The 16,096-nt window shown below is 45.8% G+C and carries 12 protein-coding genes; 7 read left to right on the forward strand and 5 right to left on the reverse strand.

Features of this window, described 5'->3' with window-relative positions:
- Positions 1-243: 243 nt before the first annotated feature.
- The 4 genes from JFT56_RS05865 (at position 244) to JFT56_RS05880 (ending at position 5,096) form a co-directional block, all read left to right on the forward strand.
- Positions 244-1,035 carry an SAM-dependent methyltransferase gene (locus JFT56_RS05865; protein WP_198782757.1) on the forward strand — a complete coding sequence of 264 codons (792 nt, stop codon included), beginning with the start codon at positions 244-246 and terminating at the stop codon, positions 1,033-1,035.
- Between the two features lie 39 nt (positions 1,036-1,074).
- Positions 1,075-1,290 (forward strand): hypothetical protein, encoded by a 216-nt coding sequence (locus JFT56_RS05870; RefSeq protein WP_198782758.1) that lies wholly within the window; start codon positions 1,075-1,077, stop codon positions 1,288-1,290.
- Between the two features lie 48 nt (positions 1,291-1,338).
- Entirely contained in the window at positions 1,339-3,081 is a 1,743-nt protein-coding gene (locus JFT56_RS05875; RefSeq protein ID WP_198783502.1) for a GGDEF domain-containing protein, read from the forward strand.
- A gap of 245 nt (positions 3,082-3,326) precedes the next feature.
- A complete protein-coding gene (locus JFT56_RS05880) occupies positions 3,327-5,096 on the forward strand; it encodes a monovalent cation:proton antiporter-2 (CPA2) family protein (RefSeq protein WP_198782759.1) in 1,770 nt (589 codons plus the stop codon).
- A 65-nt stretch (positions 5,097-5,161) separates the two neighbouring features.
- Here JFT56_RS05880 and JFT56_RS05885 read toward each other — a convergent pair whose 3' ends face one another.
- Entirely contained in the window at positions 5,162-7,597 is a 2,436-nt protein-coding gene (locus JFT56_RS05885; RefSeq protein WP_198782760.1) for a TonB-dependent receptor, read from the reverse strand.
- Positions 7,598-8,444: 847 nt separating this feature from the next.
- Here JFT56_RS05885 and aceB point away from each other — a divergent pair.
- From aceB to JFT56_RS05900, 3 genes are all read left to right on the forward strand, one after another.
- Positions 8,445-10,094 carry a malate synthase A gene (aceB, locus tag JFT56_RS05890; RefSeq protein WP_198782761.1) on the forward strand — a complete coding sequence of 550 codons (1,650 nt, stop codon included), beginning with the start codon at positions 8,445-8,447 and terminating at the stop codon, positions 10,092-10,094.
- A gap of 124 nt (positions 10,095-10,218) precedes the next feature.
- Complete coding sequence (gene aceA, locus JFT56_RS05895; protein WP_198782762.1) at positions 10,219-11,541, forward strand: isocitrate lyase; 1,323 nt, start codon at positions 10,219-10,221, stop codon at positions 11,539-11,541.
- Between the two features lie 392 nt (positions 11,542-11,933).
- Positions 11,934-12,302 (forward strand): acyl-CoA thioesterase, encoded by a 369-nt coding sequence (locus JFT56_RS05900; protein ID WP_011790136.1) that lies wholly within the window; start codon positions 11,934-11,936, stop codon positions 12,300-12,302.
- Between the two features lie 58 nt (positions 12,303-12,360).
- Here JFT56_RS05900 and JFT56_RS05905 read toward each other — a convergent pair whose 3' ends face one another.
- From JFT56_RS05905 to JFT56_RS05920, 4 genes are all read right to left on the reverse strand, one after another.
- Positions 12,361-12,573 carry a hypothetical protein gene (locus JFT56_RS05905; RefSeq protein ID WP_198782763.1) on the reverse strand — a complete coding sequence of 71 codons (213 nt, stop codon included), beginning with the start codon at positions 12,571-12,573 and terminating at the stop codon, positions 12,361-12,363.
- Positions 12,574-12,866: 293 nt separating this feature from the next.
- Entirely contained in the window at positions 12,867-13,238 is a 372-nt protein-coding gene (locus JFT56_RS05910; RefSeq protein WP_198782764.1) for a cytoplasmic protein, read from the reverse strand.
- A 524-nt stretch (positions 13,239-13,762) separates the two neighbouring features.
- Complete coding sequence (gene yiaY, locus JFT56_RS05915) at positions 13,763-14,911, reverse strand: L-threonine dehydrogenase (protein WP_198782765.1); 1,149 nt, start codon at positions 14,909-14,911, stop codon at positions 13,763-13,765.
- A 241-nt stretch (positions 14,912-15,152) separates the two neighbouring features.
- Positions 15,153-15,788, reverse strand: coding sequence for a peptidylprolyl isomerase (locus tag JFT56_RS05920; RefSeq protein ID WP_198782766.1), 636 nt, complete (start codon positions 15,786-15,788; stop codon positions 15,153-15,155).
- Between the last annotated feature and the right edge of the window lie 308 nt (positions 15,789-16,096).

Genomic DNA, 16,096 nt, shown 5'->3' on the forward strand with positions numbered 1-16,096 from the left:
TCGAATTGTGTGAGTTTTCGACCTAGGATATGGGGTTAAGTTCTCAAACAGTGGAGATATTTGTGCCTTTATTGGGACTAGGTTTTCATTTTGTGCCTTATCTGGTGTGAGATTGCTCAATGGTTAGGCAAATTTTACCAAATGGAGTGTTGCTATGTGGCAATGTTGTAAAAACATAGGTAGAGTTGTGAAAAGGTTTTACTTTGATGGCGTTAGCCTCTTGTTAGGCGAATTGGGGGCAATTTGGGGTCATTAGTCTGTGTAGGGACGGGGTTGCAGTTAGCGGGACAGATAAGCGTCTTAAGCCGCAGCTATATTGAGCATGCCGATATCGTATTTTCGCTCCTGCCCGATGGTTTTTCCCAGCGTTGGCTGATGAAGCTCAACCCAAATGTCATCAATTTGCAGCAGTTTTATGCGCAAGATGGCGAGATAAAAAATCGCCGAGAAACCTATGAACAAATGGTCAATGCCATTTTGGAGGCCGTGAGGGCCGGCAAAAAAACCGTTTGTGCACTCTATGGTCATCCGGGGGTGTTTGCCTGTGTTTCCCATATGGCAATTGCGCGGGCACGGACGGAGGGATTTTCGGCCAAGATGGAGCCAGGGATCTCCGCTGAAGCCTGTTTATGGGCGGATCTGGGTATCGACCCCGGTAACTCTGGCCACCAAAGTTTTGAAGCCAGTCAGTTTATGTTTTTTAATCATGTGCCTGATACGACAACCCATTTATTACTCTGGCAAATTGCCATTGCGGGTGAGCATACATTAACTCAGTTCCATACGTCGGCGGACAGATTACAAATTCTGGTGGAGCAACTTAGCCAATGGTATCCCCTTGAGCATGAGGTGATTATTTATGAGGCGGCAAACTTGCCGGTGCAAACGGCGCGTATCGAACGTTTACCGCTGGCGAGTTTACCCCAAGCGCACCTTACGCCAATTAGCACTTTGTTAATTCCACCAGCAAAAAAGCTCGAGTACAACTATGCTATTTTGACTAAGTTAGGGATAAGCCCCGAAGATTTAGGCTAATAGATGATATTTAGTCATGACTAACAATAAGGAGAAACGATGTCTGCATTATCGGATTTTTTTACTCAGCTAGGCCAAGATGCCCAGCTAATGGAAGACTATCAACAGGATCCAGAGGCTGTGATGCGTGCCCATGGCTTAACTGATGAAGAAATTACCGCCGTGATGACGGGGGATATGGAAAAATTGAAAAACCTGAGCGGGGATGAAAATTATCAGTCCTACCTTATTATTTCTCATGGAAACGGTGATTAGTTGAAGCGTGTTTACGCTCTATTTACGGTTATCTTGGGCATACTCAGTATGCCCTTAATTGCTGCACCTACAAATTATGATGAAGCGCTAACTAAGATTGAAATACTACAACATTCGAATTTGCCTGAAGCAATAGAACAGCTTAAAACCCTTGAGTCTGAATTTGAATCTATGCCACGTTTGCAACAGGGGCGATTTTTGGTCTTTAAAGGGGCCGCTTCTATTTATGCCGGGCAGTATCAAACTGCTATCGATACATTGAATCAGTCGGAAGCCTTACTGAAAGATTCTGATATGTTATTTTCTGCGTATAGCTATGAGGCGACAGCCTATATTGCTTTACGCCATTTTAATGATGCTTTCAATGTGATGGGGAAGAGTCTTAGATTAATTGAGCGCATTGAAGATGTTAACCTTAAACGTGCCTCATATTTACGTTTGGCCAGTCTCTATGCCGCCATGGGGATTACAGAGGAAGTGGCTACATACGCAGCTAAAGCTCTTGCTATTGCTTCTCCTAATGATGTTAAAGATGTGTGTGGGGCTAAATTATATTTATCCGTTCACCAGTTAGAATTAAAGTCTTACTCTCAAGCATTTGATGAATTTAAATCCACTCGTAGTTTTTGTGAGTCCAATGGCTACCCACTAATTGCATATATTGCATTAAAAGGTATGGGTGAATCTAAGTTAAGGTTGGATGAACCACTCCCAGCCGTATCCTATCTATTAGATGCGCTAAAAGGTTATGAGTCATTTAATTTTCAACTTGAGATAAATAGTACACATGCTTTGCTCAGTGAAGCCTATTTGATGTTACAAGATTTTGCGAAAGCAGAGTTACATGCTCAGCATGTTATGAAACTTTCCGATGACTCTAGTAATACGGAACTTAAGCACACTGCCTCACGGGTACTCGCCAAGATTAGCGCTCAAGATAAACAGTTTGAGCAAGCCTATGAATATTCAAGAAAAGAGCAGCATTATAATCAACTGCTTTTTGATGAGTCTAAGATGAAGACCCTCGCTTATCAAGCCGCAAAATTCAATGCCGACGAGCAGGCGCGTGAAATCAATTTACTCAATAAAGAGCGTGAACTCTATATTGCCCAGCAAATGGTCAAGGAGCGTGAGTATACTAATATGCTGATGTTTATCACTATATTAGTGGGTGGACTGTTTTTCCTTGGGATTTTATTAATCGTTGGCAGTCTGCAAAAGCGCAAATTTATGCGCATGGCGAGGATTGATGCCCTCACTGGGGTGCTTAATCGTGGCGCGGGGCAAGAACTCGGGGAAAACCTGTTTGTGCAGGTTGCGGCCCGGGGTGGGGATTTTTGCGTGATCTTGTTCGACCTAGATCATTTTAAGTTGATTAATGACTCCTATGGCCACGGTACGGGAGATTGGGCGCTGAAGAAGGTCGTTGAGTCACTTAAGCCCCATATTCGCAATGGTGATGTGTTTGCCCGTATTGGTGGTGAAGAGTTTGCAATCTTTCTGCCCTATGCCAATGAAGCAAAGGGGATGGAGGTTGCCGAGCAGTGCCGAACCAGAATTGAGGCAATTGATACCCATCATTCGGGGCATAAATTTGTGATCACCGCCAGTTTTGGGGTGAGTGGTATGAGGTCGGAGGATTTAAGCCTCGATCCTTTATTGCACCGTGCCGATATGGCCCTATACGCGGTGAAATCCAGTGGGCGTAATAACGTTTTTTGCTATTCGGATATATTAAAGTCCGATAAACAAGCGACCAGTTTAGGTAACCGATTAGTGAGCATGCGCTAATTGGTGAGTATGCGCTAAGGGTTTTAGCGGTTGGGGTTGCTTATATCGCCGCGGGTCGATAGGTGTTGATATTAATTTCTTCTTGTCTTTAGCCGCGTTTATTCCTGTTTTCCTCCTTCGCCGATTTATCCTGATGTTTTGATTTTCCTCTTAAGTTTTAGGGTTTGTTAACAAATAAATCGGGTATGATTAGCGATAATCTATGCGCGTTTGTTGCCTATCATTTTTACTTTGTTGGAGCCCTGATGGAACAGTCGAGTTTGCTGACTTCTGTGCTACTTTTTTTACTCGCCGCGGTGATTTTTGTGCCCTTGGGTAAGCGCTTTGGCGCGGGGCCTATTCTGTCCTATCTTGCTGCTGGGGTGATTTTAGGGCCTGGTGGCATGGCGTTAGTTTCCGATCCTGCCGCCGTTTTACACTTTGCCGAGCTTGGCGTGGTGCTGATGTTGTTTGTGCTCGGGCTTGAACTCAATCCAAGTAAACTTTGGGAACTGCGCAGCGCTATCTTTGGCTTAGGTAGCGGCCAGTTATTGCTTTCTTGGGCGGCGATTGGTGGTTTAGCTTGGGGATTTGGTCTATCCGTTGAGGCGGCGTTAGTGGTCGGTGCTGCACTATCTTTATCTTCAACCGCTTTTGCGGTGCAGCTGATGAGTGAGCATAGACTGCTCACTACACCACTCGGGCGTGATGCCTTTGGGGTACTGTTAATGCAGGATCTTGCCGTGATCCCCATGTTGTTACTCACGGCCTACTTAGCGCCCAATTCGGCACAGATTGAACACCATGCCGTGCCTTGGTATTGGACCTGTGTGGCATTAGTCGGCTTTGTTTTGGTGGGGAAATATTTACTGCCGCGAGTGCTTAAATTAGTGGCAAGTAGCGGTGTACGTGAAGTGCTGACCGCCTTTGCATTATTGCTGGTGATGGGCAGTGCCGAGTTGATGGAATGGCTCGGGTTATCCGCGGGTATGGGGGCATTTTTAGCGGGGATTATGCTGGCAAACTCCAGTTATCGACATCAGCTTGAAACGGACATAGAACCCTTTAAGGGGCTCTTACTCGGCCTATTTTTTATGGCGGTCGGTATGAGTATGGATTTAACGTTATTACTGACCGAACCCTTGCTTATTTTAGCCATATTGCTGGGAATGTTAGTGATTAAAACCTTAGTGCTGATGCTACTTGGACGCTTACGTCACCATACTTGGCGCCCGAGCATTGCCCTTGGGTTAATCTTGGCCGAGGGCGGTGAGTTTGCCTTTGTGCTGTTATCGCAGGCGCAATTAACCGGTATTGTGGGCGACAAAATTGCACAGATTTTAGTGCTGGCTATCGGTCTATCGATGGCGGTTACACCGCTAATTTTCACCTTGTTCCGGGCCACTAAAGCTAAAGTGGTGGATACAAGGTTACCCGATACCATTAATGTGACTGAGTCAGAGGTGGTGATCGCTGGCTTTGGGCGAGTAGGGCAGATAACTGGACGGATTTTGGCCTCCTCGGGTATTCCATTTGTGGCTTTGGATAAGGATGCCAGCCATGTGGATGTTATTCGTAAATATGGCGGTGAAGTGTATTTTGGTGATGCCAGACGCTTAGATATGTTGATGTCGGCGGGGATAGCGCGCTCACGGTTACTCTTGCTGGCGGTTGATAACGTTGAGGATTCCATTGAGATTGCCCAGCAAGTGAAAACCCATTTTCCCCATATCCATATTGTGGCGCGGGCAAGGGATCGTAACCATGCCTATCGCTTGATGAGTCTTGGGATAACCGATGTGTTCCGGGAAACCTTTGGCTCGGCATTATCCGCCAGTGAGAAGATCCTGCAAGGCTTAGGTTTGTCGCAGGTGCAGGCCAATGAACGGGTAAAAATCTTTGCTGAGCACGATAAAAAGCTGGTGGTCGCCAGTGCAGTCCATCAACATGATTTAGCGACGCTGATTGATTTATCTAACAAAGGAAAAGCCGAGTTGGAGTCCTTGATGCGCGGCGATAGGGAAAATGTGAGTTAAGTTTTGTCTAAGAGAAACAAGAGAGCCCATGGGCTCTCTTGTTGTTTACGGCCGCGGGGGAATGATTAGAAACTATAGCTATATTGCAATGTCATATTGCGCTCTTCGCCGGGCATACCGCCGAGGAACATGGCTTTACTGTAATAGTCTTTGTTGAACAAATTGTTGATATTGAGCTGCACTTTCCACGAGTCGGCGGTGTAGCTGATTGCCGAGTCCACTATGGTATAGCTAGGCACGTAGCCCTCTGGGATCCCAAATGAGCTCGAGTGCGTGCTTCTATCATCCACATATTTTGCGCCAAGGCTGAGTTCAATTGGGCTAGCTAGTGCAAACCAATCGGCACCGTAGGTTACCCAAGCACTGGCAGTGACATAGGGCACACCTTTTTGACGGCTGTTATAGGTTGAACTGGTTGGATTTTGTTTATCCCTTGCATCTTGGTACATACCGTTGAGGTTGATACGCCAATTGTCGTTTAAGTGGGCATTGAGATCGAGTTCAACCCCTTGGGTATCTTCGCTGCCGTCGTAGAAATACAGGGGGACTTCTGGCCCTGAGACGCCTAATTTATAGTCTTCATTCGTATAGGGCACATTGGTGCGTGAGCTTTTAAACAATACGAGGGATGCGAGCAGTTGATCATCGAAGGCTTTAAAGCGCATGCCCAGATCATTGCTTATCGATTCAGAATCTTCACGGTCAGTAAGAGTGCCAGTGACAGAGCCTAAAATATTGTAGGCGGTGCGTCCCTTAGCGTGATTGATAAAGAATGACAGATCATCCATCGGCATATAGGTCATGCCTAAGTTATAGGTAGTACCGTTATCCGTGGTGTCCTGTTCTTGGGTCGCTTTGGCTTCGCTGGCACTGTAGCGCGCATCGACACCTAAATGTTCATAGCTTTGTTTTATCTCATTAAAGGCAACACCAATCCGAGTCGTAAAACCGTAACCTAAATAACCAACATGCTGTAGCCCTAGGCCCCAGGCACTGACTGTCTTGTTATAGTTGGCGGTTTTTAGTGGATCATAGTCCTCAAATGTACCTGTACCCCAATTAGGGTGGCGAATGTCGTAGATGTAGGGGAGTGATCCCTGGTAAGTGGTTTTCCCGTCCTTGCTTTTAAAGATTTGATCCGCATCGTAGATAGAGTATTGCTGGAAGCCAATTGTACGGTCTTCGTAGTTAGCATTAAGTAATAACTCATTGTCTATATTGCCAATTTGGAAGTCATAGCGTAAATCGGCAAAATATTGCCAGGATGTTTCATCGGCATCGACTTTACGGTATTCCTGCCGTCTGGCGGCAAAGGGATATAACACGCCATTTTCAACCAAGGGCGCGCGCGGATCGGCATTGATGGCCCCTTTATTATTCCAATAGACGTAGTTATAGGCACCAGTTTGGCGAGCAAACCCTGAGGTATAGTCACGGTACTGCAGTTGCTGATTGAGGAAGAGATTGTCGTTAAAGTAGATATTGTGGGTCAGCTTAAATCTTAATTCTTCGCCTTCGTTATCCTTCGCCATGGGTGAAATCAGGCCCGCATCGCCAAAGGAATAGGGCGTTAGGCCATCACCGCTGGCCAATGATGCTGCTAATTGCTGGCGCTGCTCATCGGTCAGTTGTATGCCTTTGCCATTAGGATCGTTGATCAAATCTTGCCAAGTGACTTCCCCGGCCGTTTTACCATTAACTGAGTCGGCGTTATAGATCCGAATAGGGTGGCCTATGGAGTCAACGGCAATGGCATCTTTGATATAAGCCCCTGAAAGCATTAAATCTTGGCTATCAGTGATTAGCCACTTTAAGGAGGCGTACACTTCGTCTCTGTCGGTCCCTAAATCCCGATAACCTTCACTTCGGGCGGATTTGGCGACTACGCGATAGGCAAGGTCATCCGTGAGACCGCCGGTACTATCGAGTGCCAGTGAATAGGTCTCCCACTGGCCGATTTCAGCGGTAAATTTATGGTTTGACTCAAATTGAGGCTTTTTCTCGATCAGGTTGATAACTCCGCCTGCACTCCCCATACCGTAGAGACCCGTCGCAGGGCCCTTTAGCACCTCAACTGAGTCTACATTGGTTAAAGAGCGTGTAGGGTTAAAAGTGTTACCAAGGCCTGCGCCACCATACATACCGTCATAGGTATAGTTAGCGCCTAAACCACGGATCATTAAGTTATCGCCAATACCGTAGTTATTCCCCGCTTGGATTACACCACTGATGTTATGGATTAAATCCTGAAGATTATCTGTACCTTGGGCTTCTATTAGTTCTTGATCAGCAATCACAACGGCGGCAGGGGTTTCCATTAGTGACATATCGGATTTGGTTGCCAACCCTGAATTTTTAACGACGGAGTTCTGTTTACCGTAAACCGTAATACGTTCGATATTGGTTTGGTTATTTGGCGCTGAAATGGGATCTGCCAACGCGGTTTGATACAGGCTGCCCATGCAGGCGAGTGCGGTGAGTGATAAGCAAAATGGCTTCATAAATGTAATTCCCCCATGAAAAGGTTGCGAATGATAATGGTTTTCATTTTGTTTGCAACAAATGTTTCAGGTTCGGATGGGGTATAGCATTGACATTCTTTACGTATATAAAACGGTAAAAGCTAAGGGGAGGGAGCCCTATTATCGAGTTACTCCCATGTTGTTGGTGGCATTTTCGCTAACATGCCGTTGTTATTTCGACTTTGTTTCATTTTTTTTATAAAAAAGTGATTATTTTTTTGAGTTAACCAGAGCAACCGACCTTGTTGATCTGGAAACGCAACCCTAAGTGAAGTGAGCTATAGGTTTATGTGCTCAACTGTTTACGTAAACGTCAAATTGAAACGAGTGTTTAAATTTGTTGTGTATGACTTAATATTTAAAGTCATGATTTTTATCACATTTAAATCTTTACCTCTAGGTTAGTTCAAAACATCTTCATATTTCTACTTAGGTCTAATAAGGCTTTAAGAGTGTATTTAAAAATTTACTTAATGTAATTAAAGTACGAAATTAATTACATCGCATCGTCGCTGGTAAAGTTGTCTGACAATTTTCATATTAGTAAATATTTATGATATTGACACTCATTAATTTAATTTTTAAATCAATGAGTTAAGTTGTAATCACTCGCATGGTCTGACCAATTTTGAATGCGGTTTTGGTCAAGTTTAAGCTGTTTTTAACCTTGGATGGACTGTTGCAAATACAAAGGTTTGTCGGTAAGTTTTAGTTCGAAACAAACATTTGATGGTTTTGTGGCTGATATTTAGACAGCGTGATTGGGGGCTTGTCCCAGTATCTACGACAAAACTGTGATAGTTGAGCCTCTTGGGAGGGCGAGAAGATGACGGAACACACTTTGAGTGAACAGCAGTTGAATTCAGCGCAGGGGAAATCAATTTCCAGCGGTCCATTAACCATAGTGGGCAAACATATCCCTGGGCAGGAAGTCATATTTACCGAAGGGGCCATTGCCTTACTCGAGTCTCTTTGCCGCGAGTTTGGTGACGAGGTACCAGCGTTACTGGCTAAACGTAAAGATAAGCAAGCTCGCATCGACAAGGGCGCTTTGCCAGACTTTTTACCCGAAACCCGTGCGATTCGAGATGGGGTGTGGCAAATCCGAGGTATTCCTCAAGATCTACTTGATCGCCGGGTGGAAATCACCGGCCCAGTTGAACGTAAGATGGTGATCAATGCGCTCAATGCGAATGCCAAAGTGTTTATGGCTGACTTTGAGGACTCCTTAGCGCCGAGTTGGCAAAAAGTCATCGAAGGTCAAATTAATTTACGCGATGCAGTGCGCGGAGATATCGAATACACGGCCCCCGAAACGGGCAAACATTATAAGTTGGGGCCAAATCCAGCGGTATTGATCTGCCGCGTCCGTGGTCTGCATTTAAAAGAGAAGCATGTTGAGTTTAATGGTCAGGCCATTCCCGGCTCACTGTTCGACTTTGCCCTGTATTTTTACCATAACTATCGCCAACTGCTGGCCAAAGGCAGTGGACCCTACTTCTATATCCCTAAGTTAGAGAGTCATATTGAGGCGCGCTGGTGGGCAAAAGTGTTTGCTTTTGTTGAAGAAAGATTCTGCCTGCAGGCGGGAACGATCAAGTGTACTTGCCTGATTGAGACGCTGCCCGCAGTGTTTGAAATGGATGAAATCCTCTATGAATTGCGCTCTAACATTGTCGCGCTTAACTGCGGCCGTTGGGATTATATCTTCAGTTATATCAAAACATTAAAACGTCATAGTGACAGAGTGTTGCCTGATCGCCAGGCCGTCACTATGGATACACCTTTCTTAAGCGCCTACTCAAGACTCTTGATTAAGACTTGCCATAAACGTGGCGCCTTAGCCATGGGCGGGATGGCTGCCTTTATTCCAGCGAAAGACCCCGCACAAAATGAAGCGGTTTTGCAGCGAGTGCGTAGGGATAAAGAGTTAGAAGCGCGTAACGGCCACGATGGTACTTGGGTTGCACACCCTGGACTTGCCGACACGGCCATGGGGATTTTCAACGAATACATTGGTCAAGACCATAGTAATCAGTTGCATATAACCCGCGACGTCGATGCGCCTATTCTCGCCGCAGAGTTACTCAAGACCTGTGACGGTGAGCGTACCGAACAGGGGATGCGCCTCAATATTCGTATTGCGCTGCAATATTTAGAAGCGTGGATCAGCGGCAATGGTTGCGTACCTATCTACGGCTTAATGGAAGATGCGGCCACGGCGGAGATTTCCAGGGCATCTATTTGGCAGTGGATCCAACACGGTAAGTCGTTATCAAACGGCAAACTTGTTACTAAACAACTCTTTAAAGACATGCTGGTGGAAGAGCTCGCCAATGTGAAGCAGGAAGTGGGCAGCGACAGATTTACCCATGGCAAATTTACCCAAGCTGCAGTATTGCTCGAGGATATTACCACTTCAGACGAACTGGTCGATTTCTTAACCTTACCCGGTTACGAGATGCTCACGGCTTAGCATAAACGTTTATCTAAAACACTATTAGCTGTGGCGGGGCTACCGCCAATCAAACCCATAAGCAGAGTGAAACTGGGGGGCAGTTTCATGATAGCTACAACATCACAGAGAAAGGAGTGACCCTATGACTAAGGCAACGCAGATTTCACGTCAACAGCAGATTGATGCGATCAAGAAAGACTGGGCAGAAAACCCACGTTGGAAACATGTGCGTCGTCCTTACACGGCGGAGGAAGTGGTGGCGTTACGTGGCTCAATCGTGCCAGAGAACACCATCGCAAAACGGGGTGCGGCTAAGTTATGGGATTTAGTCAACGGTGGTGCGAAAAAAGGTTATGTTAACTCCCTCGGTGCCTTAACTGGCGGTCAGGCGGTGCAACAGGCCAAAGCGGGTATTGAAGCGATTTATCTTTCAGGCTGGCAAGTGGCAGCCGATGCGAACTTGGCTGGCACTATGTATCCAGACCAATCTTTGTACCCAGCAAACTCAGTTCCGGCTGTGGTATCGCGGATTAATAATTCCTTCCGCCGTGCTGACCAAATCCAATGGGGTAATGGCGTCAATCCAGAAGATGAAGCATTTGTGGATTACTTCCTGCCGATCATTGCCGATGCCGAGGCGGGTTTTGGTGGGGTATTAAACGCCTTCGAATTGATGAAGTCGATGATCGATGCAGGCGCTGCCGGCGTGCATTTTGAAGATCAGTTAGCTTCGGTTAAAAAATGTGGCCACATGGGCGGTAAAGTTTTAGTGCCTACCCAAGAAGCGGTGCAAAAGTTAGTTGCAGCCCGTTTAGCGGCGGACGTGAGCGGCGTTGAAACCTTAGTTATTGCCCGTACCGATGCGAACGCAGCCGATCTGTTAACCTCCGATTGCGATCCCTATGACCGTGACTTTGTGACAGGCGAGCGCACTGCCGAGGGTTTCTATCGCGTGAGAGCGGGTCTTGACCAAGCGATTTCCCGTGGTCTTGCCTACGCCCCCTATGCCGACTTGATTTGGTGTGAAACCGCTAAGCCTGATTTAGAAGAAGCGCGCATTTTCGCCGAGGCTATCCATGCCAAATACCCAGATCAATTACTGGCCTATAACTGTTCACCTTCCTTCAACTGGAAGAAAAACTTGGATGACGCGACTATTGCGCGCTTCCAACAAGCCTTATCCGACATGGGCTATAAGTACCAGTTCATCACTTTAGCTGGTATCCACAACATGTGGTACAACATGTTCGATCTTGCATATGACTATGCTCGTGGCGAAGGCATGAAGCACTATGTTGAGAAAGTTCAAGAAGTTGAGTTTGCTGCGGCCAAGAAGGGTTATACCTTCGTTGCCCATCAGCAGGAGGTTGGTACTGGTTATTTCGACCAAGTGACGACAGTGATCCAGGGTGGTCATTCATCGGTCACTGCACTGACTGGCTCAACCGAAGAGGAGCAGTTTTAAGGGATTGCTAGGGTCGATTTACCCGTAAGATGTTGTCAATGTAAATCCTGTGTTTAGCTGCGTTGCAGCTGTTGTACCCCCGTGCAGTTCGCCTACATGTGCTGCACGGGTTTTTAAGTCAAAACTTGTGACTTAACTTCCTACCCAGTAAGTATTGCTTGCCTAAGCTTGGCGACTCTTTGAGTCGCTATTTTTTTATCGTTAACTGACTGATTATTATGGTGCAACTCTGGTTCGAGTTGGTGCAATTTTTAGCGCATTTTATAAACGCTTATTGCTATCTCATTGTTATTTAATGGCAAGTAAAAATGGCCTGAATAATGCTCTCAATATAAGGCACGCTTATTTGCGTACTTAAGCTGTTTGTTGGCATTCATATAGAGGTCATCGCCATGAAATATTACAGTCGTCGTTTAGTTAAACCCGAACATTTAAACCCTGCGAACACACTGTTTGGTGGCCAGCTATTAAGTTGGATTGACGAAGAGGCCGCCATCTTTGCCGCCTGTCAGATGAAGACTACTAGCCATGTCACTAAGTTGATCTCAGAAATCAATTTTATGACGCCCGCCCGCCAAGGGGATGTGCTCGAATTTGGCTTAGAGTTGGTGAGTCTTGGACACAGTTCCATCACTGTCAGTTGTCAGGTTCGCAATAAGATGACGCAGGCGCCTGTGGTCAGTATCGATAAGATGGTGTTTGTAAACGTCAATGCGCAAGGTTTGCCTGTGCCCCATGGCATTCGTGCTAACGCGGCCTGAACGATCCCAGCATTTTCAAATATGCCAGCCCTTTCAAAAATGACGTGACGCCAAGGCGTCACTCTGTGTCTTTGGACAAATCTTCCTTGACGGAGTTGACCGCATCCCGTGATGCGTGGCCTATTGCTCTAGTCGTGTCTCTGGTGGCGTGACCTATCTCCTTGGTGACATCCTTTGTGGTGGTGCCAATGGCTCGCCCTGCATCTTTTAAATCTGCACAGGCCGAAGTTGCAAGCAATAGCGGGATCATGATTAGCGTCGCTTTATTCATCTTATATCCATCACTTAAAAGTGTTAGTAACGTCAGGTTGGGGAATATAACAGATAGTTGCACTCTATTTCACGTTTGATCAGGATACAGGTGTTGTCGTTAATGTCACTTTAGGTGCCAATGGTTAATACTATCGATGCTTTTAGGGTGATGAGTGTGAATAGGCTCTGAGAGTGATTAGGGGCTGAGAGTGAATAGAGGGCTGGATGTGAGTGGTGCTGAGAGTGAATTGTGGGGTTGATAGTGGTGATTATCATGGGTGCCAGCACTGGGCGTGGCACCCGCTGGGGAGATTAGGCCTGTTCGAGCTTGGCTAATCGCTGCTGATAATCTTCAATCAGATGCTGCATAATTTCCTCTGGCGCGGCATCGTCACAACATTCATCTAAAAAGATTTTAAAGGTGACGAGGGCGTGGCCATCATTTTTTAATCTGTCACTCTGCATGGAAAAGTAAGCGTCTTCGTTCTCGGCTTTACGAACGACAAATTTATTGGTTTCGAAGGATTTATTCCCTGAAAGTTCATGCCATTTGGTAATACGGTTTAACGCAATTTCACAGGACTGGTTCATTTCGATATGGTTTAACCAAGTAACCGGATGTTCAGGATCTTTGTAATGTGGACATCTAACTGTGTAGTTATATACGTGCGTAATTGCTGTCATAGCGTACCTACCTGTTCGAGGATATTGTTGCCATCATAGGCATCGTTTTTGAATTCGGTCAATCATTAATTATGGCGATTATGTTCGGTTACTTTTCTAAATAAAGCGTTTGTTTTTGTATGAAAATTAAACAGTTGCTTCGGTTTGTTATGACTCTATTTAGCATGAGTTTTTTACCAATAACTTTGTGCTAGCTCTCAGTTTAGAATGAAGTTTCGTTTTTGCTGAATTACTGATTAATAAAGCAACAATTGACCGCAGTGCTATCAGTGTAAGTGATAAAAAGAGTGTTAGGCGCAATAAATAGGCTGAATCGCGTATGGATGAAAAGCAGAAGGCGGAATGGACAGAGGCCCATTCCTTAGAATGGGCCTCTCAGCTGGCTTCATCTTTTGCAGGGAAAAAGCGAACTGGCTGCAGTTTATCGGATCTGTAACAGTGTGTAACCCACAGAGATCACGTTTTTTATATCATTTTGCGATAACGGTGAGATTGCATTGCGATTTCACCAGACCTCATTCTGATTAGAGCGCATTAGTGAAGATCTGGCAGATCTCCCCATGGGTCGCTTGTTTTGGATTGGTGAATCCACAGGCATCTTTTAAGGCGTTTTCAGCCAAGGTTGGAATATCTTCCGCTTTAACGCCTAACAGGGTCAGATTTTCAGGAATTTTGACCGCAACAGACAGTTTTTTAATTGCTGCGATCGCCGCACTGGCACCTTGCGCATCTGTCATCGCAGATACATCCACGCCCATCGCCTTGGCAATGTCTTTTAAACGGTCGGGGACGATCTGGGCGTTGTATTCCTGCACATGGGGCAGCAGCAGGGCGTTACACACACCGTGGGGTAGATCGTAGAAACCGCCCAACTGATGCGCCATAGCATGCACATAACCTAAGCTGGCATTGTTAAAGGCCATACCCGCTAAGAATTGGGCGTAGGCCATTTGCTCACGGGCATTGATATCTTGACCATTTTCAACAGCATTCACTAAGTTTGCCTGAATTAACTCAATCGCCTTGATAGCACAGGCATCTGTGATTGGGTTTGCTGCGATTGACACATAGGCTTCGATTGCGTGAGTCAGTGCATCCATACCCGTTGCCGCCGTCAGGCTTGCAGGTTTTTTCAGCATTAATTCAGGATCGTTGACCGACAGCAAAGGCGTAGTGTGCTTATCGACAATCGCCATTTTAATGTGGCGGGCTTCGTCGGTAATGATGCAGAAACGGGTCATTTCACTGGCGGTGCCAGCGGTGGTGTTAATCGCCACTAAGGGGAGCTGTGGTTTGGCAGAGCGGTCTAACCCTTCGTAGTCTTTAATGCTGCCGCCGTTGGTGGCAACCAGAGCGATACCCTTAGCACAATCGTGGGGTGAACCGCCGCCGAGGGAAATCACAAAGTCACACTCGTTGGTTTTTAGCAGGGCTAAACCGGCTTCGACGTTCGCCACGGTTGGGTTTGGTTGCACGCCGTCATAAATGGTTGAGGTAATGCCATTTTGACCGAGTTTTTCGGCCACTTCACCGACTAAGCCAATTTTGACTAAGGGTTTATCCGTCACTATGAGTGCGTGTTTAAAGCCTAAGGTTTTGATATCACCGATAGCGTCATCCACTGCGCCTTGGCCTAATACGTTGACAGAAGGAATAAAAAATTTAGCAGCCATATATCCACCTATATAATTTACAAAGATAAATTTGTTTCATTTTCTGGTTACCAAGCTACCAATTAAGGGGGAGTCGATATGTGATTTAGATCGAGTTCATGGGTTTACTGGGGCTAAATTCTCACTAAAGTTGGAACTTGGTAACAAAATGATGAATTTTTATGACGGGGTCGCACGGGTATTAAAAAGCACTGAATATTCAGTGCTTTTTTACGCTATAACATTCGCTTTAGCGGGGGATTTAGCTGGCTGGGCAGTTGGTTTCTGTCACTGAATTGATAAAAATTTCTTCCACCGGCGTATAGGCGAAACCACCGCTGGTTTTAGTGGGCACTATGCTTATTTGATCGACCACCTCCATCCCTTCAACGACTTTACCAAAAACGGCAAAACCATAACTGCTGGTCGATGCATCCAGATCCGAGTTATCTAAAATATTGATAAAGAACTGTGATGTTGCAGAATTAGGATTATCCGTGCGCGCCATGGAGATAGTGCCACGTTCATTACTAATGCCGACTGCGGCCTCATTGACTATGGGGGCACTGGTCGGTTTACTCTTTAACCCCGCCGTAAATCCCCCGCCTTGAATAACAAAATTATTGACGGCTCTATGGAATAAAGTGCCGTTATAGAATGACTTATCCACATACTGCTTAAAGTTTTTACCTGTGATTGGCATGTTCGTTAGGTCAATGGCGAGGGTAATATCGCCCTTCGATGTATCCATTAAATAGCAGATATCGGCGGATAATGCGGGTGGGGTCGGATCCGGTGTGGGGATGACTGGCGTCGAGTCTTCCTCGCTACTACCACCGCAAGCTGTTAACAGGAATGTCAGTCCACTCGCAAAGAGTAGCCCTGTGAATGTTTTCATCTTATGTCCTTATTTTTAATAAAATTTATAACCAATTCATCGCCGGATAAACCCGCGATTGTGCATATTGGATTCAAATAAACAGCGCTTTATGTTGGCTGTATGTTGCTTTTTTGTGGCTGAGCGAATGGTGACAGAAGTGGATCGCTAAATTCAAGATAAAAATCTAATTGATACAAAGTGTTGCAGCTTAATTGTTGCAAGCTAATGAAACAAAGTTCAAGGCGTGAAGGCTGAGTAATGGCGCGGGGTTGATATTTGTTCTGCCCGTGGGGGCATTTAAAAATGCTCCCTTTAAGTTCATTGCA

Origin of the sequence: Shewanella putrefaciens (assembly GCF_016406305.1) — a bacterium.
Taxonomy (GTDB): Bacteria; Pseudomonadota; Gammaproteobacteria; order Enterobacterales; family Shewanellaceae; genus Shewanella; species Shewanella putrefaciens_C.